Raw genomic sequence first — 26,301 nt, 5'->3', positions numbered from 1 at the left:
CGGTCAGAACAGTCCCTGGATCCGGCCCGTCTGCGGATCGACGTCGATCCCGCGGTAGGCGGGCCGGGAACCGGTTCCGGGCAAGAGATGGATTCCCCCTGCCACCGGGACCACCAGTCCGGCGCCCCGGTAGAGCAGGATGTCCCGAACCGGGAGCTCCCAACCGCGCGGCCGGCCTTTCAACTGTGGATCGTGGGAGAGACTCAGATTGGACTTGGCCATGCAGAGCCCCAGTGAGCGGTTCCGGGGATCGCTGTCCAGCCGCTCCAGCTTGCGCCGGGCCTCCGGCGAGTAGCTCACGCTTCCGGCCCCGTAGACCTGGGTGGCGATGCACTCGATCCGTGCTTCGAGCCGGCTCTCCATGTCGTAGAGAAACCGGAAATCGCGCTTCTGCTCGCAGGCGGCCACCACCGCCTCGGCCAACTCCACGGCTCCCTCGCCTCCCTTGAGCCAGTGGTCGGACATGGCGAAGGGAGCCCCGGCCTCTTCGGCGACCCGCTTCACCAAGGCGATCTCCTCGTCGGAATCGGTGACGATCCGATTGACGCAGACCACCGGTTCGATCCCGCTCTTCCGAACGATGTCGATGTGGGCCAGCAAATTGGAGCATCCCTCTTCCACCAGTTCCAGGTTCTCCTCCGTGTAGGCGGGGTCCAACGGCTGGCCCGGGCGAACCCGCGGCCCGCCCCCGTGGCTCTTGAGGGCCCGAATCGTGGCCACGATCACCACCGCATCGGGCCGGAGCCCGGAGTACCGGCATTTGAGGTTCCAGAACTTCTCGTATCCGATGTCGGATCCGAACCCGCTCTCGGTGACCAGATAGTCGGTCAGCAGGGTTCCCATCCGGTCGGCGATGACGGAGCTCTGGCCCAGCGCGATGTTGGCGAAGGGACCCGCGTGTACCAGCATGGGCTGCCCTTCCATGGTCTGGAGCAGGTTCGGATGGACGGCTTCCGTCATCCACGCCGTCATGGCGCCGGCCACCTCCAGATCGGAAGCCGTCACCTCCCCGCCCCGGCGGTCCCAGGCCACGACGATCCTGCCGATCCGCTCCCGCAGATCCGCCAGATCCCGGGAGACGGCCAGAATCGCCATGAGTTCGCTGGAGGCGGTGATCTGAAAGCCCGACTCCATGGGATAGCCGTCCATCTTGCCGCCGTTCCCGATGTTGATGTTACGCAGGGACTGGGCGCAGAAATCGATGGCCCACTTCATCTCCACCCGGCCGGGATCCAAGTCGAGACGGTTCAGCCCCAGCGACTCCAGCTTGCGGTCGTCGTAGTTCCGTTCGTGCTGCATCCTGGCCGTCAGGGCCACCATGGCCAGGTTGTGGGCGTTGGTGATGGAATCCAGGTCGCCGGTGAGCCGGATCGAGAGCGGGGCCAGGGGAATGCACTGGGAGAGGCCGCCGCCGGCGCCCGACCCCTTGAGATTGAAGGTGGGCCCCCCGCTGGGCTGCCGGATGGCGCCCGCCACTCTGCAGCCGATCCGTGCCAGACCCTGCACCAGTCCGATGGTGGTGGTGGTTTTTCCTTCTCCCAAAGGCGTCGGGGTGATGGCGGTGACGTCGACGTACCGCCCGCGGGCAGAGCCTCGGAGCCTTTCCATGACCGCCCGGTGATCCACCTTGGCGAGTCCCCGGCCGGCGGGAAGCAATTCGTCCGTCCGAAGGCCCAGTTCCGAACCCAGTTGATCGATTGGCGTGGCCACCTTTTCGGCGGCCTCAGCCAACTGCCAGCCTTCCAGCTTTGTGGGATCCAAACTCGTCATCGCCACGGAGAATTGATCCTCGTGCCTTTCCAGTCTACTACGGATTGCCCGTCCCCGGTCATGCTGCCACGGAGCTCAACCGTTCGCGCCGGACTCGGAACGACCATACCCGCCGGGATCTGCCGGCGCTCCGTTTCCGTGGCGAGCTTCACACGCGGCTGCTAGAATACCTGCGAAATCAGCAATTTTCTGGTCTGAATCGAGCAAAAGTCTTCCCATGTTCCACTGGCTCGGCGTGTCGCTGATCTTTTCCGTCACCGCCGCTGTGGCCGGGAGCCGGGACCTCCCTCCCCCAGCTCCTGCCGGCGTGGACTTCTCCGAGCAGGTCGAGCCGATTCTCAGGGACCGTTGCTACGCGTGCCACGGAGCGACCGTCCAGATGAACGGCCTGCGGCTCGACGAACGCGGCCACGCTCTGAAAGGAGGCGACTCGGGACACCCCTCGGTCATCCCCGGCGACAGCGCCCGGAGTCTGCTGATTCAGACCGTGGCCGGTCTGGACCCTGACCGGCTCATGCCCAAGACCGGAGATCGGCTCACTCCCGAAGAGATCGGCCTGCTCCGGGCCTGGATCGACGCCGGCGCCGAATACGCCGAATCGGCCGATTCGAGTCCGCTGGCGAAAGCGAAGGACCACTGGTCGTTTCAACCGCCGACCTCGCCTCCGGTCCCTGTGGTGAAGAACACGGAATGGATTCGGAACCCCATCGACGCCTTCGTCCTGGCCAGGTTGGAAGGCCGCGGTTGGAAACCATCTCCTCCGGCGGGAGACGAAGCGCTGTTGCGGCGCATGCACCTCGACCTCGTCGGCCTTCCGCCGACTCCGCAGGAACAGCACGAGTTCCTGAAAGAGGCCAGCCCGGAAGCGTTCGACCGCCTGATCGAAGAACTCCTGGACCGCCCGGGATACGGGGAGCGCTGGGGCCGGCACTGGCTGGACGTGGTCCGCTACGCCGAAACCAACGGTTACGAGCGGGACGCCACCAAACCGGAGGTCTGGAAGTACCGGGATTACGTGATCCGGTCCCTGAACCAGGACAAGCCCTACGACCGGTTCATCCTGGAGCAACTGGCCGGAGACGAGCTGGAGGACGCCACCGCCGAGACCCATGTCGCCATGGGCTTCAACCGGCTGGGCCCCTGGGACGACGAACCGGCCGACTTCGACCAGGACCGCTTCGATCAATTGGACGACGTGGTTCGAACCACCTCGGAGGCCTTCCTGGGACTGACCATGGGCTGCGCCCGCTGCCACGACCACAAGTTCGATCCCCTTACCCAGCAGGACTATTACGGAATGGTCGCCCTCTTCAACGGCCTCCGCCGGTCCCAGACCGGACGCCGGGAGGTCAGCCTGCCGGTGGGGGATCACACCCAAATGACCCGGCAGTCCGAGAGGGACGAGCGCATCAAGGAGCTGGAAGCCAAGATCGACAAGCTGCGGGAGGACTTCCGGATCGACCGGCTCCGCTCGGGTCAAAGCGGACTCCCCGCAAAGGCCGTGGCTGCCCTGCTGGAAGACATCAGGAAGAGAACGGAAGAGCAGAAGGAACTGGCCAGGCAATACTCCACGGAGATGATCGCCAAGACGGCCGAGGCCCTCCCTCCCGAGCTGGTGGGCCGGATCGCCGGGTTGGAAGCCGAGATCGCCCGGGTTCGCCGATCCGTTCCCGATCTGGACCGCGGCTACTACCTCTACGAGTCGAAGCCGCCGGAGGTGGTCCACGTGTTGATGCGAGGCCGGGCCGCCAGTCCCGGCGACGTGGCCGTCCCGGCTCTTCCCGCCGCCCTGGTCAGCTCCCAGCCCCCGTTTTCCGCCAAGGGAAACAGCAGTGGGCGGAGACTGGCCCTGGCCCGCTGGATCGCCAGCCCGGAAAACCCCCTGACCGCCCGGGTCCTGGTCAACCGGGTCTGGCAGCAGCACCTGGGCCAGGGACTGGTCCGCAGCGCCGGCGACTTCGGCAGTATGGGAGACCGGCCCAGCCATCCCCAGCTTCTGGACTGGCTGGCCAGCCGTTTCATCGAAGAGGGCTGGTCCTTCAAGAAGCTCCACACCTTGATCATGACCAGCAACACGTACCGCATGGGCAAGAAGCCAGTGGCCGGGTACCTCGAGGCGGACCCGGAAAACCGCTTCCTCTGGCGGGCCCACTATCGAAGGCTCGAGGCAGAGGCCATCCGGGACTCGATGCTGGCGGCCAGCGGACAGCTCAATCGCAAGATGTACGGCCCCAGCATGGTGCCGCCCATACCCGAGGCCGCGCTGGAAGGGCATCCGGATCCGGACAAGATCTGGTATACGTCCGATCCCCGGGAGGCCTCCCGCAGGACCGTCTACGCCTTCATCAAGCGCTCCATGCTCATCCCCATGCTGGAGGTCCTGGACCTGTGCGACACGACCCGGAGTTCCGCCCAGCGGCCGGTGACCAGCATCGCTCCCCAGGCCCTGACGCTGTTCAACGGAGACTTCGCCAACGAGCAGGCCTTCCACCTGGCTCGCAGAGTCCTGGAGGAGGCGGGCCCTGACCTGGCCCAGCAGGTGGATCTCGTGTATCGCCTGGCGCTCGCCCGCGGACCGACTCCCGACGAACACCGGGAAATGGTGGACTTCCTGAACCAGGAGACCGAGGCCCACCTCTGGGAGGTAAGCGCCCGGAACCGGAACCGGCTCGTGGCCCGGGAGAAGAGCCTGGTTCAACTCTGCCGGGTGGTCTTCAATCTCAATGAATTCGTCTACCCCAACTGAGGAGGCACCGTAGGAATCGGCCCTGCCGGGAGAACAACGATGCAGACGAAGCGGTTCACACGCAACAATCCACCCTGTGGCCGGACGCGGCGGGAGTTCCTCTGGGAGACGGGCGGAGGATTCGCCGGGTTGGCCCTCATCGACCTCCTCTCTACCGACGGCTTTTTCGGACGACTGAACGCGGCTTCAGTCGACGGCGCCCCGCCGGAGCTCCTGGCTCCCAAGCTGCCCCACTTCCCGACGCGCGCCAAGCACGTCATTTTCTTCTTCATGAACGGCGGGCCCAGCCACGTGGACCTGTTCGACCCCAAGCCCGCGCTGACCAGGTACAACGGCACTCCCTACAAGGGCAAGGTGAAGGTGGGGTCCAACAACCGTCCCATCGGCTACCTGATGCAATCTCCGTTCGAGTTCAAGAAGCACGGCCAGAGCGGCCTGGAAATCAGCAGCGTCTACCCCCACGTCTCCCGCTTTGCCGACGACCTCTGCGTGATTCGCTCCCTGTACACCGACACGGCGGCGCACGCCTCGGGGAACATCCAGATGAACACGGGCAACGTCATCATCGGGAGACCCTCCCTGGGCTCGTGGCTCAGCTACGGTCTGGGCACACTGGGCAACGATCTGCCCAGCTTCGTCGTCATGACCGATCCCCGGGGCGGACCCATCGGCGGAACCTCCAACTGGACCGCCGGTTTCATGCCGGCCGCCTACCAGGGAACCCTCTTCCGAAGCAAGGGCAATCCGCTCCTGAACCTGGCGACGCCGGAGGACGTCAGCGAACGGACCCAGCGCCACTCCCTGAACCTGTTGCAACGGTTGAATCGGAAGCACCTGAAGGGCCGGGAGCAGGAATCGGAGCTGGCCGCCCGGATCCACTCCTACGAGTTGGCGTACCGGATGCAGACCACGGCCGCCGACGTGGTGGACGTCGAACAGGAGAGTGAGCAGACCCGGGAGATGTACGGGCTCAACAACCGGCTCACCGCCGACTACGGCCGCAAGTGCCTCATCGCGCGGCGGCTCATCGAGAAGGGCGTCCGCTTCGTCCAACTCTACTCGGGCGGCGGGCACGGCCCCGAAACCTGGGATGGCCACGTGGACTGCATCAAGAACCACTCGCTCCACGGCTACGAGACCGACCAGCCCATGGCCGCACTGATCGAAGACCTGAAACGGACCGGCCTCTGGGAGGAGACGCTCCTGATCTGGGGCGGCGAGTTCGGGCGAACTCCCACCAGCGAGGGCGTCGGCAAGCCGGGCCGCGACCACAACTGGCTCGGCTTCTCCATGTGGCTGGCCGGGGCCGGCGTCAAGGGCGGTCAGGCCATCGGAGCCACCGACGAGCTTGGGTTCGAGGCGGTGGAAGACCCCTACCACGTCTCCGACCTGCACGCCACGGTGCTGCACCTGATGGGCCTGGACCACACCAAGCTGACCTACTTCTACCACGGCCTGGAAGAGCGCCTCACCGGCCAGCGGGGCCAGGTGATCGAGGGCGCTCTGGCCTGACACGGTGCCGAGGCGACTTGCTTCTCGTCTCGGGACAAACTCCTGCCGACAGTGACTCCGAATTCCCGGCGGTGGGTTTCTACACTGGACCTACCTGATCAGGATCGGGCGAGAGCTATCTTTTCTTCTAGTTCCTGGCGTATATCAGCCGCAATCTCTTCAACTTCCCGAGCTACCCGAGGCGAGCGACCAAGGATTTGTTCTAAAGCGGTGACCAGGGGCAACAACCGATCGGAGGCCGGAGACCCTTGGATCAACTCAAGAGCACGGATTGGACCCGCCATGACGCAAAATTGGATCAGTAGAGGCACACAGCCTACGGGAAGATAATCCATTGCTGGCAGGTGCTCCAGCAGCATCACGACCTCATTTTCACTGACAGTGCGATTCATTTCACATTGGAGAATAACTTTCTTTACGACGGCTTTTGCTACCACGTTAGCGGTCTGCGGATCGTCGGTTCCACCGAATCGGGTTGCGATCTCATTGTAAGCAGCAAGAGCATCTCCTGGTTGGTTATTCTTATGATACGCATGCCCCTTGCCTAGGATTGTATTGGAAACCATTGGGGTAAGGCCCTTAATTCCCTTTGCTTCGGCTGTACTAAGCCGATCTAATGCTTGATCAAGCGCATAGAGCGCGTTTGGAGCGTCGCCAATCAAGTGCAACACGCTTCCTTTGCTGAAAAATGCCATCGCCAATAATATTAAGGATGCTGGATCCCTACGGGTTCGGAATCGGTTCACAATATCGTCGCAGACCGTAACCGCCTTACTATTACGACCAATTCCAATGAGAATCGCCGCCTTTAGAACGTAAGCGAACTGCACTACTTGCAAGAGCTCAGACGTTTCAGAGGAACCGAATCGATCGATTACATCGTCATAAATGGTAAGTGCCGGTTCCGTCGGACCTAATTTGGCAGCTTTTGCTATAAGCGCATAGGCGATTTGTGGCGCTATTTCCGGGCTGCTCGATGACCCAAATGCGCTAACAACATCCTCGTGGGTAAGGAGTGTTTCCCGGTATGACTTTAGCAACGGTAGGTCAAGTAGATTTGCGAATGCCTCCCGAGCGAGTTCCCTTGCTCGCTGGTCACCAACTCCTGTCTCAGCCGCAATTCGCTTACCTAATTCCAATAATCTTTCAGGCGAATAGTACGAAGCCATAAATTGAATGAGTGCATCCACCATTGCCGCTGCTCCGGAACCGCGACGGAGCAAGTAGTAGATGTTGTATAGACGCTCGGTCAGATAGTATTGTTTGCGCCGGGCAGTTCCTCCTTCAACGGTTACCGCACCACGTTGTAGAAGACGTGCGAGCAAAGCGCTGCACCGGTTCGTGTCCAGACGCGCCAAATCCGCGATTTCCCTGGAAAGCGACGGCTTCCAAAGCCTCGCGAGTGCCAGGTAGACCCGTCGTTCCTGGACCGGCAGTGAGTCGAGATGACTCTTGAAGTACTCCGTGTGATCGTCGACCAGTGCTAGTAAGTTTTCCATCAATTCACGGAATGATTGCCCCGCCCCGAAAAAAGAGACGATGGTAAGCAATCGGGGGCTGCCGCCGGTGAGAATTTGCAGCGGCCTGATGGTCCGCAACTCAGTAGATCGTCCGGAAACGGTCTTCCAAAGCGTTGCGCACTCACTGGTATTGAGTGGGTTAAGGGTGATGATCCGAAAGAGGTCGTAGAGAGCATTTTCGGGATGGTCGATCTCCTTGAATCGGCTGGTTGCGCTTCCGAGCAAGAGAATTCGTGGTTCCGTTTGTAACGTCTTTCTCAACCGCCATCCCGCGTCCGGGTCGAGCATGTCCGCGAATAACATGTTCAGATTCTCGACCAGGAGCACCAGACGTTGGCTGTGACGGTCGGCGAAATCCAAGAGCACCCCGAGACAACGCTCCGACAAAATGAAATCATCCGGACTGGATCTCAGGTCTTCGTAGGTACGGTGCAGATCCACACCATCCGTGGACGGTGCCTGGTCCGCAAGACGGCCAAGGCATTCCAACCAGAATTCGCCGCAAGTCGTAACCTCGTAGCTCTCCTCGGCGAATACGACGGGGAAAAACCTCTCCAACTTGGGGTTTCGCCGGATCTCGACCGCGACTCGAAGCAACAGGTGAGTCTTACCGCTGCCACGTGGACCGATGACGATGATGTGTGGATTCGAATTTCCGGTGCTCTCGCTTAGAGTTTCGACGATCGATTCAAATTCGCCGGTCCGTACACAGAACGATTGCAAGAGTTCGTCGTCGGTCAAAAACCCCGGATTGTATTTCTTGGTGATTGCCTTCATCACTTCGCCTCTTGTCTCGATCTTCGCCTGTCGATCGGAATGAAATACGCACCGTGTCGGGCCTTCCACCAGTCTTCAAGCAGACCCGAAACAAACCGATAACCATCGGAGTCGGCGGCCAGATAACCGTCATGCTCCAAGGTGTACAGAACATCTTCGATTGTCACCGAATCCCCAGAACCTGTCGAATGACCGCCGCGATACTTCTCGATCGATTTCCACCTCAGTAGAGCATCGCCTACCGCTGTCTCCGTCAACAGACTGAGTGCGGTCTTGTAGCTTTCAGTTCCCAGAATCATCCTCAGCCGGCTCTCATAGTGCTCCAGATCGATTTGTCCACGGACGCTGAGAAGATCCTGCTCATACACATGGCCGACATCGGCGAGTGTCGCTGCGAGTCTTTTATTCCGGCGCAAATGTTCATGAAGATGGTCGAAAAACTGCTGTACGTGGTGGGGAACACAGCATCGGAGACGGTGGCACATCTCGGATCGGACCTCACGAGATAGGTCCAAGCCGTAGGTATACGCCAGCGATCCCAGGCATTTGATGGAAATTTCCCGGCTCCAAGGTCTCAACTCGAACGGCGAAAAAATATTTGCCTGCGCGCTGAGGCCGGCTTGTTTGAGAACGGGTTCAAGACCAACGCTGCCCGAGACGATCATGGATACCCGCCCCCGATGGGTCTGCCCATTCTTGCGGAGCCAACTCAAAAACTGGTCTGCCGCGTCCCGCCGGTCCGGCGTGATCCGGTAGTCCTGACCCTTGAGTAGTCTGTTGATTAGGATCGGCAACTCATCGATGGCCAACACAACTGGTTTCTCGCTCAATGCAAGTGCCGTGAAGATTTGATCACCTCGCTGGCGCCAGTTTCCGGCATCGATTCCGGCGCGCAACTTGACCTTCACGTCGGCTACTTCCAAGGCTTCGATTCGATCACCAAAGTCTTCCAGGAAGTTCGCGAAACCGGACTTGATACGACCCCAAACAGTCCGAACCGATCGTGTCTGGATTGCAATCTCGGCGATGGCGTCAGCGGAGTCGTTAGCGCCTTCCAGATCGACAAAGATGGTCTCGAAGCTGCCTTCATCCGCCAGTTGGCGTAACAGTTCCCTTACTAGGCTCGTCTTACCCATCCGGCGCTGCGCCGTCAGCAGAGTGTGGGTTCCCTCTTTGACACGCTCACTCAATGCCTCAAGTTCGACGTCTCGATCGAAGAATCGATCTCCGTCGACCCAGTTGCCACCTGCCTTCTTGAGTTTTTTCATATCTGGTTCCTCTACAAAACCCATCATACATTACCAACGGATTTGTTGGCAACAGATTTGTTGGGAAGTTTCGGAATGAGGTCCGATTGGAACCTACCGAGTGCACGAGGCGCCTATCTAGAGTGATCTCAACGAACTAGGAAGTTCTCCGTCTCACTCCACGAAGACGGTGGCGTTGGTCGCCGTGAACCCCCGAACCTCGTTCTCTTTCTCGAGCCAGACGACCAGGGTGTAGACCCCTTTCCGGGAGGGGAAGGAGATGGTCTGGGAGAAGGACCGGCCCCGGACGTCCACCGATCCCCGGGTGCCGTCGGCGTAGCGCATGATCGAGGGCAGACGGGTCCTGTAGATCTTCTCGTCAGCGGGCAAAGCATAGGAATAGGTCCCCATCAACTGGGCCAGGGACATCTCTTCCGGCAGGGGTTCGTAGAAGACGGAGATCGCCTGGAGATCGTATCCGGGCACGAGCAACTTGCCCTTCAGTTGAACGCTGGCGGAGGGTCCCTGCCTCGCGGGAATGGGCTCCAGGCTCACGTACCGCCGGGCGAATATCTGGATCATCCGCAGGCCCGCCTTGCTGTAGGCCACCCCGATTCCGACATGGGTATGGTGAGGGTCCAGGATGTTTTGGCGGTGCTGGTCGTACGGCGGTTCCTCACCGATGAGGCTCTCGTGGCGCGCGGTCAATTCGGCCTTGACGGAGTCGAAGCTCACCTCGAAGCCGGTGCTGTTCATGCTGGCGATGTTTTCGGAGGTATGATCGGTGACCCCGCCCTGCGAATAACGCATGTATGGCTTCCAGCCGGCCCGGTTCCAGTGGCTGGTGTAGCCTTCCCGCAGCATCTCCCGGCAATGCTCGTCGGCCAGCAGGGAGAGGGGTTCGGAATACACCACTGGCCGGGCCGAGGCCTTTAGCCGATCCTGGTTGATGAACTCCACCACCATCAGCCGCAATTCCCGGATCGATTTCTCCGTCAGCTCCCGGGCGGACTCGGGCTGGGTCCCCACCAGAAACGACAGCAGTGAAATACCGAAGACGAGACGCACCGAAGCAATTATAGGCCGCCCCTTCGGGAACTGATCAACGTCATGCCGCAGGGGCTTCGAGGTGCTATTCTCTGGACCATGAAATACCGGCCCGCCAGCGATCCCGAGAGTACTTCGATCCTAAGATCTTCTTCCCGCCGGCAGTTCCTGCAGGGAACCGGGTTGGCGCTGTCCGCCTCTCTTGCCGGCGGGCTGACCGGCTGCGGCGGCAATTCGGCGGCCCGGCTCGTGGAGCAGAGGCGGGAAGCCGCCTGGCGCCGGCGGCGCGTCATCCTGGACGATGACGGAGACCTCTGCTACAGCGACGACGCCGAAAAGAGCGTGGAGGCCTTCCTGGCCCAACGCTTCGTTCCCATCCTGGAGACCCCCGTGGACAGCATCGCCTGGTGCATCATGTGGGCTATCGCCATCGGCAAAGGAAAGACCCGCTACTGGGAGACTCAACAGCTCGGCAAACCCCTGAATCCGGTCATCTCAGATCCCACTCCCGTCATGGTGGATGCCGCCCGCGGGCGGGACGTCGAACTCTTCGGCTCCCTGCGGATGAACGACACCCACGACTCCTACGGCATGCCCGCGGGCAAGCTGATCTATCCCCTCAAGGTGGAGCACCCGGAATGGCTGCTGGGGGACGAGAGCATGAAGGGACCGGTGTTCAGCAGCCAGGCGGCCGCCATCTGGTCGGGCCTGGATTTCGCCGTTCCCCAGGTCCGGGAAGACCGGCTCTGGTGGATCCGCAACACGGTTGAAAAATACGACGTGGCGGGTGTGGACCTGAACTTCTTCCGCATGCCCTGGTACTTCAAGACGGGCAAGGAGGAAGAAGGGATGCCCCTGATGACCGACCTGATCCGCTCGGCCCGCAAGGTCCTGGACCGGGAGTCGGAGCGCCGGGGCCGGCCGCTGATGCTTGGAATCCGCAGCCCGGGAACCGTGGCCGCCTGTCGGCGCATCGGCATCGACATCGAGACCTGGCTGAAGGAGGGGCTGGTGGACCGCCTTCTCATCGGTGGAGGCTACGTCCCCTTCACCAATCCGGCCGAGGAGCTGGTCCGACTGGGCCACCGGCACCAGGTCCCCGTCTACCCCTGCATCAACTGCGGAACTCAAATGTTCGGTTCCGACGCCGCCTTCCGGGGAGCCGCTTCCAACATCCTCTGGGCCGGAGCCGACGGCATCTATCTCTGGAATTTCCAATACCGCAGGGTGCCCAGGATCTCCTACGGACGGCCTGCGGCGGAAGGCTACGAAGTCCTGAACCACATCGGTTCCAGCGACGCGCTCCGTTACCAGGACAAGACCTTCGCCATCGACTACGTCCAGACGGTGGACGTCATGGGCAACGTGGGCCCCTACTCCATCGCCAGCTATCCGGGCCAGGTTCCGGTGGACTTGGCGGAAAGCCCCGGTCAAGACCGGACAGCGGTCGAGATGCGGGTCGGAGACGACCTGCCTGCCGCCGAAAAAGCGGGACGATTGAAGAGTGTGGACATCGAAGTGGAGGTCCCCAACCTGATGCCGGGCGAACGCTTGGAGATCACCCTCAATCAGACGCCCGTGGAGTTGGATTCCGAAGGCGTCCGGCCGCCTCGCAAGGAAGGGGAAAAGGGGGTTCCCTTCCGGTCCGGGAAGCTCTCGGCCGATCCGGTCCGCCAGGGGATGAACCGGTTCGAGATCGGCGTTGCGAAGCGCAGTTCCCGGGCCAGCGGGAAATTGAACCTCAAGCAGATTCTTCTCCATGTCCACTACAGTTGATTCTCCACTCGCCTCCACAGCTGGCCGGCACCCCCGCGGGCCCGGCACCCGATCCGGGCTGCTGCTTCTGTTGTGCTGTTGGATTCTCGGATGTTCGCCGCCTCCGGCTCAGGAAGCGGAACGGCCCAACATCATTCTCGTCATCACCGACGACCAGGGCTGGGCCCAGTTGGGAAGCCATGGGGACGATGTCCTCCGCACGCCCCACCTGGACCGCCTGGCCACCGAGAGCGTGGAGCTGACCCGGTTCTACGTCTCTCCCGTCTGCGCTCCCACCCGGGCCAGCCTCATGACCGGCCGCTACAACTACCGGACCGGCGTGGTGGACACCTACGTGGGACGGGCCATGATGCACTCGGACGAGGTCACCCTGGCCGAGACTCTCTCGGAGGCGGGTTACCGGACCGGGATCTTCGGAAAGTGGCACCTGGGGGACAACTATCCACTCCGGGCCATGGACCAGGGCTTCCAGGAGTCGGTGGTCCACAAGGGCGGCGGCATCGGCCAGCCTTCCGACCCGCCCGAAACCTCCTATTTCGACCCCATCCTGCAGCACAACGGGAAGGCCAAGCCGTACCCGGGCTACTGCACCGACATCTTCTTCCGGGAGGCGCTGGAGTTCATCGAGGAGAATCGGGAGAGCCCCTTCTTCGTCTACATCCCCACCAACGCGCCTCATTCCCCCTACGACGTACCCGAACCCTACCGCCAGTCCTACCTGGAGACCGGACTGGAGGACAAGGATGCCCGCATCTACGGCATGATCACCAACATCGACGACAACGTGGGCCGTCTGTTGGACGGCCTGAAGCGGATGGAACTGGAGAAAAACACGATCCTCATCTTCATGACCGACAACGGAGCCACCACGCGCCGGTACACCGCCGGACTCAGAGGACTCAAGGGGACAGTCTACGATGGGGGAATCCGGGTGCCGTTTCTGCTCCGCTGGCCGGGACGGCTCGAGCCGGGCACGGACGGCCGCATCGCCGCCCACATCGACCTGATGCCCACGCTGCTGGAGGCGGCCGGAATCGCGTTTCCCGACGGGGTTGCCTTCGACGGAGTCAGCCTCATGTCCCGGCTCGACGGCGCCGGCCAGGATCCCGGCGACCGGACCCTCTTCATCCAGTCCCACCGGGGGAACGAGCCCCAACCCTTCCGCCACTTCGCCGCCATCGAGCAGCGGTACAAGCTGGTCCAGCCGGTGGCCTTCGCCACGCGCGGTCTGCCCGCCGGCGAGACATTCGAGGACTATCCCCTGGAACTCTACGATCTGGAGGCCGACCCGGGAGAACAACAGGATATTTCAGGCGGACGTCCCGAGGTGGTGGGGCGGCTTCGCTCCGCCTATGCGGACTGGCTCCAGGACGTTTCCTCCTCCCGAGGCTACGCTCCTCCCCGGATCGCGGTGGGGACGGTCCACGATGACCCCGTCATCCTCACTCGCCAGGACTGGCGCATGGTGGGTCCCGACGGATGGGGAGACACCGACCTGGGGTTTTGGGAAATCACGGTCCATCGCGCGGGCGCCTATCGGATCCGGTTCCTATTCGGTCCGGCATCCGGTGGTGGAAATGCCGAGTTGAGGCTTCAACAGGTCCGAAGAATGCAACCCTTCGACCCGGGGACATCCGAAGTCACGTTTGACCAGGTCCTGCTGGATGAGGGTGAAACTCGCCTGCAGGCCGTGCTTCACAGGGGCGACAAACCGGTGGGCGTCCGCTACGTGGAAGTCTCCCTTGTCCAGTCCGGATCCGGGACCTCCGAAGGGCGCTGAGCGGGTTCTCCGGCAGCTCTTCATTTTTCGTTGAAACATGTGAGATCGGCAGGCGTATAATCATTTTGTGAGAAAAAAGCGCACCCTCCGCACCGTCGTCACCATCATCCTGGTCCTGGCCGTTTCCGCGGCCGGCTATCTCTACCTGGGCCCCTCCGACAGCCAGCCGGGCGAAGACTACCTGACCGTCCCGGTGAGCCGCGGAGACGTGAGGCGAACCGTCAGCTCCACCGGTCTGCTGCAGGCCGTGGTGACGGTGCAGGTGGGAAGTCAGGTCTCGGGACGGATCCAGGAGCTCCATGCCGACTTCAACAGCGTGGTCAAGAAGGGCCAGACCCTGGCCATCATCGACCCGGCCAATTTCGAGGCCCAGATGGAGCGGGCCAAGGCCTCTCTGGCCACCGCCGAAGCGGCCGTCAAGAGCGCCGCGGCCAACCTCATCAACCGGGAGGCCGAATTGGAGAGCGCCCGGGCCAACGTGGAGGTGGGCGAGGTCAATCTACAGGAAGCCGAGCGGGAGCTGAAACGGAGCCGCGAGCTCTACGAAGCCGAGGTGATCTCGGACCGCGATCTGGAGAACGCCCAGGCGGCCTTCGACCAGGCCAAGGCGCGCCTGAGCCAGAACCACGCCCAAGTCAGCCAGGTGGAAGCCTCCATCCGTTCGGCCCACGCCCAGAACGATCAAGCCGCCGCCAACGTGCAGCAAGCCAAGGCCAGCCTCACGATGGCGCAGGTCGACCTGCACTACACCAACATCACCTCTCCCATCGACGGCGTCGTCATCGAGCGCAACGTGGACATCGGCCAGACCGTCGCTGCCAGCTTCCAGGCGCCGGTCCTTTTTCTGATCGCCAACGACTTGGCGAAGATGCAGGTCATCGCCCAGATTGACGAAGCGGACATCGGCGCCATCTCGGAAATGGCCCAGGTCGATTTTGCCGTGGACGCGTTTCCGGGACAGAGCTTCGAGGGCAAGATTACCGAGATCCGCTTGAGCTCCAAGCTCCCCAACACCGAATCGGCCGGCGGAGCGCAGAGCGGCGGCGGTGCCACCAACGTGGTGGTCTACAACGTCATCATCGACGTGGAGAACACGCAATTGAAGCTGCGGCCCTCCATGACGGCCACCGTCAACTTCGTGGTCGCTCAGGAAGCGGACGTGCTGAAAGTGGCCAACTCGGCGCTTCGTTTCCGGCCCGAGGGCATATCTCCGGAAGAGATTCGAGCGTTGATGCGAGGCGGCGGACGGCGGCCTTCGGGAGGCGGGCCCGGCACCGCCATGGCCGGCCCCGGCCGAGGACCGGGAGCCGACCGGGCCGCCTTGGCCGACGCTGACGGCGGAGGCGGCCGTCCGGCGTGGGGAGGACGAGGCCGGGGCCCCGGAGGGCAACGGCGGGGACCGCGCCGGGGCGGAGACGAGATCTCCCATGCCGAGATCGGAATCTCCACCATCGAACAGTACGGCATCCGTCCCGGACCCAAGATCCGGTTTCCCCGCGCCGAGCGGACCCGTCCCCGGCCCGGTCTGCTTTGGGTGCTGGACGAAAACGCCGAGCCCCAGCCGCGCCGCGTTCTCCTGGGGATCACCGACGGAAGGGAGACGGCCATATTGCGCAGTGATCTGGAGGAAGACGAGAAGATCATCACCTGGAAGCTGGACGAATCGGGCCAGGTCCAGCGCGGCAGCACTTCTCCCTTCAGCGGAGCCTTCGGGCCGCGCCGGAACCGGAGCTCGAGCAACCGGAGCGGCGCCCGAGGGGGTGGGACCGGTGGCCGAGGCGGCGGCACCGGCAGTCGAGGCCGTTGATGGTTCAAGTGGCCGCAGCGCAGCAGAATCTCCGCGACTCCGCGCCGCCGGGCGGGGACAGTCTCCTTTCTCTTGAAGCCGTTTGGAAAATCTACGACCTGGGAGAGGTCCAGGTCGAAGCCCTGAGGGGAGTCTCCGTGGAGGTCGTCTCGGGCGAGTTCGTGGCCGTCATGGGAGCCTCGGGTTCAGGCAAATCGACCTTGCTGAACCTGTTGGGATGCCTGGACCGGCCGACCCGCGGACAGTATCGGTTGGACGGGATCGACGTCTCCACCTTCTCGGCGTCCCAGCGGGCGGACATCCGGAACCAGAAGATCGGATTCATCTTCCAGAGCTTCAACCTGCTGCCCCGGACCTCCATCTGGGAGAACGTGGAAGCGCCCATGCTCTACGCCGGCGTTCCCCGCCAGGAGCGGGCCCGCAGGATCGAGGAGGCGTTGGAAGTGGTGGGCATCCCGGAGAAGGCCCAGGTCATGCCCAATCAACTGTCGGGCGGTCAGCAGCAGCGGGTCGCCGTGGCCCGGGCCCTGGTCAACCGGCCGGCCATCCTGCTGGCCGACGAACCCACCGGCAACCTGGACTCGGCGACGTCGGAAGAGATCATGCGCTTTCTCGTGGATCTGAACCGGGATCAGGGCATCACGCTGATCATGGTGACCCACGAGGCGTCCATCGCGGCTCACGCCAAGCGCACGATCCAACTGCGGGACGGTCTTATCGTCAGCGACAAATTTCACTAGTCGGGAGAATCGCCATGGGTTTCTGGATGATCTTGAAAATCTCCCTCAAGTCCTTGGGCCGGAACATGATCCGCTCCATTCTCACCATGCTGGGGATCATCATCGGCGTCGCCGCCGTCATCACCATGGTCAGCCTGGGTCAGGGGGCCCAGCGGCAGGTGCAGGAGGAGATCGCCGCCATGGGGACCAATACCCTCTGGATCCGGGCCGGCAGCCGCCGGTCGTGGGGAATCCGGAGCGGATCGGGAACTCAGAACACCCTCACCGCCGCCGACTTCGAGGCCATCCTTCAAGAGGTTCCCACGGTACAGGCCGTGAGCCCCAGCGCTTCCACCATGGCCCAGGTCGTGTTCGGCAACCAGAACTGGAACACTCGCATCGAAGGGTACAACGAGCAATACCAGCTGCTGCGCAACTGGCCCCTCACCCAAGGTGAATTCTTTGAAGAGAGTCACGTGAAGACGGCAGCTCGAGTCGCCGTCCTGGGCCAGACCGTCGTCGACGAGCTCTTCGGCGGAGGCGACCCGGTGGGCCAGACGATCCGGGTCAAGAACCTCCCGTTCCAGGTGCTGGGAGTCCTCAAGAAGAAGGGCGCCAACAACTGGGGGCGGGATCAGGACGACACCATCATCGTTCCTTACACCACGGTCCAGAAGAAGTTCCAGGGAGGGGTCCTCTACGTCCAGTCCGGCCTGATCTCCGCCGTGAGCGCCCGCGCGAGCTTCGCGGCCCAGGAGCAGATCAGCGCGCTCCTGCGCCAGCGCCACAATCTGGGTCGGGATCAGGCCGACGATTTCCGGGTTCGGAATCTGAGCGAGTTCGCGGAAGCGGCCGAAGCCACCAACCGGGTCATGACCAGCCTGTTGGCCAGCATCGCCGCCGTCTCCCTCCTGGTGGGGGGCATCGGCATCATGAACATCATGCTGGTCTCGGTGACCGAACGGACCCGGGAGATCGGCATTCGCATGGCCATCGGAGCCCGGCCCGGACACGTGAGAGTCCAGTTCCTGTCCGAATCCATCGTGCTCTGCCTGTTGGGCGGCTTGATCGGCCTTGGAATGGGGATCGGTGGATCCTTCCTCGTCTCCCAGGGCATGGGATGGCCGACCCAGATCTCCCCCAACGCCATCGCGGTCTCCATCTTCTTCTCGGCTGCCATCGGGGTCTTTTTCGGATATTATCCGGCCCACAAGGCAGCACAACTGGACCCCATCGAAGCGCTCCACTACGAGTAGCCTTCCTGTGGGTCCGGACGTGGCAACGGGGACACGGATGGACCGGAGCGGCAACTCGACTCGAACCCTCATGGTCCGGCTGTTCCATCTGGCAGTGGAGAGCCGGAGACTGCTGGCCCTGTCGCTCCTGTGCGGCCTCCTCTTCTCGGTGGTCGGACTCTTCCCTCCGCTGGTCTTGAGACGGCTGATCCAGTTGCTTCAGGAGGGGGGTCTTTCCGGGTCCACGCTGATCTGGATGGCCCTTGCTCTGGCCGGACTCTTTCTCCTGCGGGGGGTCTTCCGTTACGGCTACGGTGTCTTCTCCCACGTGGCCGCCTACCGCACGCTGCACAACCTCCTGGGCCGCACCTACGCCCGGGTTCAGGCCCTCCCGCCCGGAGCCTACACGCATCGCCGCAGCGGCTCACTCATGTCCCGGACCGTCAACGACGTGGAGGTCATCGAGGACTTTCTGGCCCACGGGGTGCCGGAGATCTTCCTGGCGGCGGTGATGCCGGCAGCCATGCTCCTGATCCTCTTCAACATTCACTTCGAGCTGGCCCTCATCGTCACGCTGCCCTTGCCGCTGGTCGCCTGGCTGGTGTACCGGCTCGCGGGGCGGACCAGTCGAGCCTGGAGGAAAACCCGGGGCCGCCGCGCCGACCTGGTGGCCGAGATCCTGGACCGGATCGGCGGCCACACGGTCATCAAGTCCTTCGTCCGGGAAGATTCCGAGCTGCGGCGGGTCCGGCAGGCCAGCGCCCGCTATCGCGACAGCATCGTGAGGGCCAATCGCTGGTCTCTGATCCCGGCGGGCGTGGTCGAATTCGCCGGCGGCCTGGCCTACCTCCTGGTCGTCGCCGCGGGGGGACGCCTGGCCTTGGGAGGAGACGTGGCCCTGGCCGACCTGGTGGTCTTTGTCCTCTACCTGGGACAGATCTTCCAGCCCCTGTTGCGGCTGGCCAACCTGAACGACGTCATCCAGAAAGCGACCGCCTCGGCGCGGCGAGTCTTCGAGCTACTGGAACTGCCGGTGGAATCGCGGGCGGCCGGCCTGGCCGCCATTCCCGGCGACCTCCGCTGGTCGGTGGAGCTGGACCGGGTCACCTTCGGCTACGCGCCGGAGATTCCCGTCCTTCGGGAGGTGAGTTTCCGGGCCGAAGCGGGCGAAGTCCTGGCCCTGGTCGGCCCCACCGGCGCCGGCAAGACGACCTCCTGCAACCTGGTCCCCAGGTTCTACGAACCGCAGTTCGGAGCGGTGAAGGTCGGCGGGATCGACGTCCGGAATCTGGCGCTGGAACCGTTGCGCCGGAGTGTGGCCCACGTCATGCAGGACGTGTATCTCTTCCATGCCACCATCCGGGAGAACATCCTGGTGGGAAACCCCGGCGCCACCGAGGCCGAAATCCGTGACGCCGCCCGAGCCGCCAACGCCGAGGAATTCATCCTATCCCTGCCCCAGGGCTACGACACCATGGTCGGGGAGAGGGGAGCGCGCCTCTCGGGAGGCGAGAAACAGCGGATCTCCATCGCCCGCGCCCTCCTCAAAGACGCGCCCGTCCTGATCCTGGACGAAGCCACCTCAAGCGTGGACACCGAGTCGGAGTTGGAGATCCGGGAAGCCATCACCCGCCTGACCCGGGACCGGACAGTCCTGGTCATCGCTCACCGCCTCTTTACCGTCCGCAACGCCGACCGGATCGTGGTGCTCCAGGAGGGACGGGTCGTGGAGACGGGAACCCACTCGCGGCTGATCCACGCCGCAGGCCTCTACGAACGTCTCTGGACGGCTCAGGACACGTCACGGCACTGGCAGGTGCGAACGGCGTAGCCACCTGAACTCCAACCACCATCGTTGCCTTCCCGTCAGCCAGGTCTCACAGATCTGAACACCCGCACGTTAGAGAGAACAAGCAAGGACCTCAAGGTTGAAGTAGGAGGGTGTCATGAAGTTTTCGTGTCGTGTTTTCCTGGCGGCGTTTCTCGCGTTCGGGGTGTTGGGGTTCGGTCAAACTTATGATGAGGCGCAACTGAGGTTCCCGGACCCGATTGCCGTTGACGTGATCGGGAACGACCCGATGTACTGGCAGACCGTCGCCGTCGTGAGGTCGGTTGACTCGCTGAACGGAAACATGGATGCCGAATCTGGCCGTGAGGGTACTTGTGAAAATGGGACACTGGGCAGTGATGGCCAATGCGAGTCATGCAACGCTGGTTATACGCTGGAGACGGATGTTGATGGCAACAAATACTGTGATGCGGAGTTCTTTGGCCAGTACACGCTCCAGCTCTTCATGCTCGGAAACATCTTCACGAACATGAGCCAGGGCGACCGGAGCCTGGGGTTCGACGCTGCGAACGGCCTGATCGCCGTACGGGTTGTACAGTTCGCCCAGCAGATGTTCGCGATGGGCCCCTGGAAACACGGCAGGCTTCTCCAGTGGGCGATCCACGATAAAGTTGTGGGCTTCGAGATGCTGAGGTCCGGGGGCAAGGCCCTTGGAACGCACTTGGCCTATTGGGCCGAGAAGTCAGCCGGGGGAGCCGAGTACGCCAGGGACGGTCCGTTCATGGTCCAGATGCGCCACGCCTACGACGGAGGCCCCACCTCGGGCCGGTTGGTGGTCCAGTACGTCGGCGGTGAGGGGACCTCCGGGTCTGCCAGTCAGATAGTGGTGTTTCGACAGGAGTTTCAGATCCGGGTGAGGTTCCAGTGAGTCAAGCGAGGGATTTGAAGGAGGAACAAGACATGAAGTCCATCCTTGTCCAGTACGTTGGCGGTGAAGGCTCCACGGACACCAGAAACAGGATGGTTGTGTTCCGAACGGAAGTTCTGGCTCGGGTTCGTGTTAACTGAGTTTCGTATTTCACAGGAGGAGCATGGACGGTCCGTTCCTCGGCATTGCGCGGGAATCCCAGGTTTAGTCCGGGTCCCGGATGGCGGAGCTGAACATCCTGGAATTAGGCGGTGACGACTCGACCCTACGCCAATACACCACGCACCACGTGGCCGTGGACGTCGGTGAGGCGGCGCTGAATGCCGTTGTGGTAAAAGGTGAGCTTCTTGTGGTCCAGCCCCAGCAGATGAAGGATGGTGGCGTGAAAATCGTAGATGGTGACCGGGTCCCGGGCCACGTCGTAGCCCACATCGTCTGAAGCGCCGTAACTGAATCCCTTCCGGACACCGGCGCCCGCGAGCCAGCAGGTGAAGGCGAGCTGGTGATGGTCGCGGCCCTTGGCGCCCAGCCCTTCGGTGAACGGGGTCCGGCCGAACTCCGTCGACCAGACCACCAGGGTGTCCTCCAGCATGCCCCGCTCCTTCATGTCTTTCAGGAGTCCGGCCAACGGACGATCCATGGTGTCGGCCTGATCGGTGTGATTCTCCTTGATGTCCTCGTGCCCGTCCCAGTTGATGCGAGGCCGGCCGAAGGCGCCGCCGATCCAGACTTGAACGACCCGGACACCTTTTTCCAGCAGCCGGCGAGCCAGCAGGCAATTCCGGCCGAAGCTGTTCGTCTTCTCCTCGTCCAGGCCGTAGAGCCGCCGCGTTTCCGGCCGCTCCGTGTCCAGATCCACGATGTCGGGGATGGTCATCTGCATGTGGGCGGCCAACTCGTAGGATTGGAGCCGCGCCTCCAAGGCGCTGTCTCCGGGATTGATTTCCAAGTGTTCCCGATTCATCCGGGCCAGGAGTTCCATCTCGCTGGCGCGGCGCCGGGAGGAGACGGTGGGCGGAGTCGACAGGTACGGCAGGGGATCGCCCGAGTTTCGGAACGCCACGCCCTGATGGGACGCCGGCAGGAACCCGGCGGTCCAGTTGATGGACCCTCCGGCGGGAAGACCCCGGGGGTCCGGAAGCACGATGAAACCGGGCAGGTCCCGGTTCTCGGAGCCCAGGCCGTAGGTGACCCAGGACCCCATACAGGGGTATCCGTTGCGGGTGAATCCCGAATTCATCTGAAATGTGGCCGGTGTGTGATTGGAGCTCTTGGCCACCATGGACCGGATCATGCAGAGATCGTCGGCGCACTCCGCCAAGTGAGGCAGAAGATCGCTCACCCAGAGCCCACTCTGGCCCCTTCGCCGAAATTCAAAGGGACTCTGCATCAAGGTCCCGGGTTGCCCGAAGAAGGTGTCGACCTTTCGCTTCCCGGCCATGGTCTTGCCATCCAACCGGGTCAACTCGGGCTTGTAGTCGAAGGTGTCCACGTGACTGGCGCCTCCCGCAGCATAGATGTGCAGGATCCTCTTGGCGGGACCTGGAAAATGGGAGGGACGAGCCCCGAACCTGGACCGGGTGTCGCTTCCCCGGGTTTCCTCCCGGAGCAGGCAGGCCAAAGCGATGGCGCCCAAACCGCTGCCCGAATTCCAAAGGAAGTGCCTTCTGGGCAGCAGCGATGTTGGCTTCGGGTTGGAGTTTTCCATGGGACCCTTCCGCTTCAGTTGAGATAAAGGAATTCGCTCGAGTTCAACAGCGCCCAGCAGAAGCTCTCCAGTCCATGCTCGCCGGCATGGGTCACGGCACGGGTCGTTTCCTCAGGGCCGGGCGTTCGCCCCAAGCTCAGCCGATACGCCAAATCGATCTGTCCCGCCCTGTCACCGGGTAGAGCCAAGCGGAGCCGGTCCGCCAGATGATCCGCCTGGCGCAGGACGAACGGACTGTTCATGAGCGCCAGGGCTTGGATGGGGGTCGTGGTATGGCTGCGGCGGGGCGCCTTGTCGGAGGCGTCCGGGCAATCGAACGCTTCCAACATGGGATCGTGCCCGGATCGGACCACGATCCGGTAGATGGTGCGTTTCCGCATCGGTGGATCGGCCGAGTCGACCAGGTTGTAAAAGTGGCTGTTGAAGAACTTCACTTCGAAGGGGCGGAATCCGGGGCCGCCGAACTCACGATTCAGGCGGCCGCTGACGGCGAGGAGCGAGTCCCGGATCACTTCCGCCTCCAGCCGCCGGGGAGAGAAACGCCAGAGCCACCGGTTTTCAGCGTCGGCCGCCGCCGCGTCGGCCCGGAACGCGGACGACTGTTGGTAGGTGTTGGAGAGCATGATCTCACGGTGCAACTGTTTCACGCTGCCGCCGTGCCGGAGGAAGGACTGCGCCAGCCAGTCCAGGAGCACGGGGTGCGAGGCGCGGCCTCCGTTGAATCCGAAGTCATTGGGGGTCGAGACGATTCCCCGCCCGAAGTGATAGTGCCAGACCCGGTTCACCAGCACGCGCGCCGTGAGAGGATGGTCCGGGTCGGTGATCCATTGCGCCAAGCGCAGCCGCCGCCGGGCCTCGTTCCCATCGGGAGGCAATCCGAATTCAGGCTCCGGCAAAGAGATGGCGAGGAGCCCTCCGGGCTCGACCGGATCCCCCGGCGTCGCGGGGTCCCCCCGATCCATGATCACCTGAGGACCGGATCGGTAGGTCCGGACGGCGTAGACCAGGGGAACCGGTGGAGCGCCCTCCAGCAGCCGCTCCTGACGGGCCGCCTCTTCCAGCAGCTCATCTCTGGCGAGGCGCTCTTGAGAGCTGGCCTCGGCGTTCCACTCCTCGGGAGTGACCCGCTGAATGCCGGCCCGGAAGGAGGCTGCGATCTCCTCGGAGGTCAACGGTCGATCATAGAGCCGGGCCTCGTCCACCGTCCCCGTCCTGTTCCCGCCGAAGACCACCCTGGTCCGGCCCCGGGCATAGAATTGAAGCGCGGACTCGGGGCCCTCTCCCTTGGGATCCTGGGCCCAATAGAGCAGCCCCTCACGGTAGATTCGGATGCCGCCCCGGGAGTCATAGGCAATGGCGATATGAATCGGGGTCTCCGTCTTCGTCTCCTTGGACCGCTCGGGACTGACGGTGCGGTTCTTGAACTCGCTCAGGTTTCGCCAGGTGCTGGATTCGTGGTGGTAGTAGATGGCATCGTACCGCCCCCTGGGCAGCGGCGAATCGGTATCCTCGACCTTGAAGAAGTGGAACTGGCGGTTCTCTTTTGAAACCCGGACCCATGCCTCGAGGGTCTTTTCCGACAGGTCTACGGTCAACGCGTCGGATCGGCCCTCGGCGTCCTTGAACCGGATCCCGCCATCCTCGAACCGGAATTCGCCGTCTTCGACCAACGGTCCCGATTCCGGGGACAGATGCCCGTCACCCACCGAATCGATCCCGTTCAGGTCGAAGGTCCAACGAGCGATGGGTTCGGCGACCGGCTGCGAAGCGATCCCCCGCTTCCTCAGAACCCGCTCCCGGACCTTGTCCTGAAGCTGGGCCACCCGCCGCTTCAGATTGCGGATTCCGGCCTTGAGAGGCTCGGTTCGTTCCTCGTGGGCGACCGTCTCCTCCGGCGTCATCCAGGGCCGGTTGCCGGGCCGGATTCCGTCCAGGCAGGCCTTCAATCGATAGTAGTCCCGTTGGGAGATGGGATCGAACTTGTGGTCGTGGCATCGGGCGCAGTTGACCGTCATGCCGAGGAAGGTCTGGGCCACCGTCCCCACCATCTCTTCCATCTCCTCGGCCCGGACCCGGGCTCGCATGATGGCGCTCTGCTGAGTGTTTCCCACCTCGTCCCACGGAGCCGCGACCAGGAAACCGGTGGCCGCCACTCCGTCCCGGGACCGGGGCTCCAGAATGTCTCCGGCCAGTTGCTCCAGGACGAAACGGGCATAGGGCTTGTCCTGATTGAAGCTCCGAATCACATAGTCGCGGTAGGGCCAGGCATGATCCCGGATCTTGTCCCGCTCGAATCCCTGGCTTTCCCCGAAGCGGGCCAGATCCAACCAATGCCGGCCCCAGCGCTCGCCGTAGTGGGGCGAGGCGAGAAGGCGGTTCACCAGGTTCTCGTAGGCCCGGGGCGACGTGTCCGAGACGAACGCCTCGATCTCCCCGGGCGTGGGCGGCAATCCCAGCAGATCCAAGGTCGCCCGCCGGATCAACGCCTCCCGGGACGCCGGCGGAGAGGGCTTCAATCCCTGTTCCTCCAGAGCCGCCAGGATGAAGGCGTCGACGGGCTTTCGAACCCAGGCCGCCTGCTTCACTACCGGAACGGCCGGGCGGTGCACCGGCTTCAAAGACCACCAGAGCGGTTCGGGCGCAGCGGCTCCGGCCTGGGATCCATCCTGGTCCCCGGACGGCCAGACGGCGCCCTGATCGATCCAGTGCCGCACCAGGTCCACCTCGGCTTTCGACAGGGGATCGCTTGGGGGCATCTCGCCGGATCGGACCTTTTCATAGAGGAGGCTTTGTCCGGACTCGCCCGGCTCCAGCGACGGACCGGAGCTCCCTCCCAACAGGGCTCCTTCCCGGCTCGACAGATCCAGGCCGGCCATGGCGCCGACCCCGCGGTGGCAGAACTGACATTTCTGCAGGACGGAAGAGATTTCGCCGGTGGCACCCCCCGGAGAGGATTCGCTCCCCAGAGCCGTCACCGCCAGAAGCACCACCTGCAATCCGGCGAGTCCGGCCCGGGCGACAGCCAACTGGATGCGATTCATGGATTGCGCCGTGCCGCGTGCGACACCTGCCCTGCGGCGTCGTGTTCCGTAAGAGGACGAGGGAGGCGCTGAACCCGGCATGAGTCTGTCCTGACTCTACCCAGCGTTCTCCGGCAGTTCAACTGCCGGAAAGTCAAGCGGGGACCCACAAGGGGCACTCCTGCGCGGAGCGTTGTCGAGGAGGGTGGTGGTAACATCTGCCGATGGACAGCGGACGGCTCGGGTGGCTGCTCCTTCCGGTTCTTACCGGCTTTGGCGTTCTGAGCCTCGCCCAAGTCGTGCCGCAGTACAAGGGAAAGAAGGAGAATCTGCCCCGGGTCGTGGCGCCCCAGCCGATACCATTCAGTCACAAGCTTCACTCCCGGCTGGGACTGACCTGCGGAGGCTGTCACGCGGGAGCGTCCAAGGGGGCGCGAGCCGGTTTTCCGGCCACCGCCGTCTGCCTGACCTGCCACGACACGGTCCGGAAGAACGATCCGGGAATCGAGGCGCTCAAGGTCCTGCACCGGCAGGGCAAGGAGCCCGAGTGGGTCCGGGTCTACCAGCTTCCCGACTTCGTCTTCTTCAGTCACGCCAACCACGTGAACGCCCAACAGCCCTGCAACGCCTGTCACGGCGCCGTGGAAACCCACGAGGTTCTGAACCAGGAGGTTTCCGCCAACATGGAGATGTGCATGAACTGCCACAAGGCCTCGTCGGTCTCGACCGACTGCCATCTCTGCCACGAGCTGGGCGAGTAGGGGCGGCGGCTTTCCTGCCGCCGATTCCGGGCGGGGGGGGGGGGGGGGGGGGGGCCCCCCCCCCCCCGCCCCCCGGCGGGGGGGGGGGAGGGGGTGGTGGGGGGGGGGCGCCCCCCCCCCCGGGGAGGGGCCCCCCCCCCGCCGGGGGTGGGGGGGCGG

The 26,301-nt window shown here is 63.3% G+C and carries 16 protein-coding genes; 10 read left to right on the top strand and 6 right to left on the bottom strand.

Going from position 1 to position 26,301, the window contains the following annotated elements; all coding sequences use genetic code 11:
• Positions 1-3: 3 nt before the first annotated feature.
• Positions 4-1,770 carry a formate--tetrahydrofolate ligase gene (locus OXT71_08300; GenBank protein ID MDE2926383.1) on the bottom strand — a complete coding sequence of 589 codons (1,767 nt, stop codon included), beginning with the start codon at positions 1,768-1,770 and terminating at the stop codon, positions 4-6.
• Between the two features lie 217 nt (positions 1,771-1,987).
• On the opposite strand from OXT71_08300, the gene OXT71_08295 reads away from it, so the two are divergent.
• Both OXT71_08295 and OXT71_08290 read left to right on the top strand, forming a co-directional pair.
• Positions 1,988-4,516 carry a PSD1 and planctomycete cytochrome C domain-containing protein gene (locus tag OXT71_08295; GenBank protein MDE2926382.1) on the top strand — a complete coding sequence of 843 codons (2,529 nt, stop codon included), beginning with the start codon at positions 1,988-1,990 and terminating at the stop codon, positions 4,514-4,516.
• A gap of 39 nt (positions 4,517-4,555) precedes the next feature.
• Positions 4,556-6,028 carry a DUF1501 domain-containing protein gene (locus OXT71_08290; GenBank protein MDE2926381.1) on the top strand — a complete coding sequence of 491 codons (1,473 nt, stop codon included), beginning with the start codon at positions 4,556-4,558 and terminating at the stop codon, positions 6,026-6,028.
• 98 nt (positions 6,029-6,126) lie between these two features.
• Here the strand turns inward: OXT71_08290 and OXT71_08285 are convergent, their stop codons facing one another.
• From OXT71_08285 to OXT71_08275, 3 genes are all read right to left on the bottom strand, one after another.
• Positions 6,127-8,325: a hypothetical protein gene (locus tag OXT71_08285; protein ID MDE2926380.1), complete on the bottom strand. Its 2,199-nt coding sequence runs from the start codon at positions 8,323-8,325 to the stop codon at positions 6,127-6,129.
• On the bottom strand, positions 8,325-9,593 hold the full coding sequence (locus tag OXT71_08280; protein MDE2926379.1) for an ATP-binding protein: 1,269 nt from the start codon (positions 9,591-9,593) through the stop codon (positions 8,325-8,327). The genes OXT71_08285 and OXT71_08280 overlap by 1 nt, the downstream gene beginning before the upstream one ends.
• Positions 9,594-9,746: 153 nt before the next feature.
• Complete coding sequence (locus tag OXT71_08275; protein ID MDE2926378.1) at positions 9,747-10,640, bottom strand: CAP domain-containing protein; 894 nt, start codon at positions 10,638-10,640, stop codon at positions 9,747-9,749.
• Positions 10,641-10,718: 78 nt separating this feature from the next.
• Between OXT71_08275 and OXT71_08270 the strand changes: the two genes are divergently transcribed.
• From OXT71_08270 to OXT71_08240, 7 genes are all read left to right on the top strand, one after another.
• Positions 10,719-12,395 (top strand): hypothetical protein, encoded by a 1,677-nt coding sequence (locus OXT71_08270; protein MDE2926377.1) that lies wholly within the window; start codon positions 10,719-10,721, stop codon positions 12,393-12,395.
• Entirely contained in the window at positions 12,379-14,175 is a 1,797-nt protein-coding gene (locus OXT71_08265) for an arylsulfatase (protein ID MDE2926376.1), read from the top strand. The genes OXT71_08270 and OXT71_08265 overlap by 17 nt, the downstream gene beginning before the upstream one ends.
• A 67-nt stretch (positions 14,176-14,242) precedes the next feature.
• Positions 14,243-15,982: an efflux RND transporter periplasmic adaptor subunit gene (locus OXT71_08260; GenBank protein MDE2926375.1), complete on the top strand. Its 1,740-nt coding sequence runs from the start codon at positions 14,243-14,245 to the stop codon at positions 15,980-15,982.
• Positions 15,982-16,722 (top strand): ABC transporter ATP-binding protein, encoded by a 741-nt coding sequence (locus tag OXT71_08255; protein ID MDE2926374.1) that lies wholly within the window; start codon positions 15,982-15,984, stop codon positions 16,720-16,722. The genes OXT71_08260 and OXT71_08255 overlap by 1 nt, the downstream gene beginning before the upstream one ends.
• Before the next feature lie 14 nt (positions 16,723-16,736).
• A complete protein-coding gene (locus OXT71_08250) occupies positions 16,737-17,957 on the top strand; it encodes an ABC transporter permease (protein MDE2926373.1) in 1,221 nt (406 codons plus the stop codon).
• Between the two features lie 7 nt (positions 17,958-17,964).
• Positions 17,965-19,767, top strand: a complete 1,803-nt coding sequence (locus tag OXT71_08245; protein ID MDE2926372.1) for an ABC transporter ATP-binding protein — start codon at positions 17,965-17,967, stop codon at positions 19,765-19,767.
• A gap of 115 nt (positions 19,768-19,882) precedes the next feature.
• Entirely contained in the window at positions 19,883-20,653 is a 771-nt protein-coding gene (locus tag OXT71_08240) for a hypothetical protein (protein ID MDE2926371.1), read from the top strand.
• 265 nt (positions 20,654-20,918) lie between these two features.
• Here OXT71_08240 and OXT71_08235 read toward each other — a convergent pair whose 3' ends face one another.
• Both OXT71_08235 and OXT71_08230 read right to left on the bottom strand, forming a co-directional pair.
• Positions 20,919-22,361, bottom strand: coding sequence for a DUF1501 domain-containing protein (locus OXT71_08235; protein MDE2926370.1), 1,443 nt, complete (start codon positions 22,359-22,361; stop codon positions 20,919-20,921).
• Between the two features lie 14 nt (positions 22,362-22,375).
• Positions 22,376-25,402 carry a DUF1553 domain-containing protein gene (locus OXT71_08230; protein ID MDE2926369.1) on the bottom strand — a complete coding sequence of 1,009 codons (3,027 nt, stop codon included), beginning with the start codon at positions 25,400-25,402 and terminating at the stop codon, positions 22,376-22,378.
• A gap of 203 nt (positions 25,403-25,605) precedes the next feature.
• Between OXT71_08230 and OXT71_08225 the strand changes: the two genes are divergently transcribed.
• Entirely contained in the window at positions 25,606-26,142 is a 537-nt protein-coding gene (locus OXT71_08225) for a cytochrome c3 family protein (protein ID MDE2926368.1), read from the top strand.
• Positions 26,143-26,301: the final 159 nt, after the last annotated feature.

The sequence above is a fragment of the Acidobacteriota bacterium genome (assembly GCA_028874215.1).
In the GTDB taxonomy this organism is placed as follows: domain Bacteria; phylum Acidobacteriota; class UBA6911; order RPQK01; family JAJDTT01; genus JAJDTT01.
Note: the sequence above shows the minus strand (reverse complement) of the source record. Positions and strands in the feature narration are given on the sequence as shown.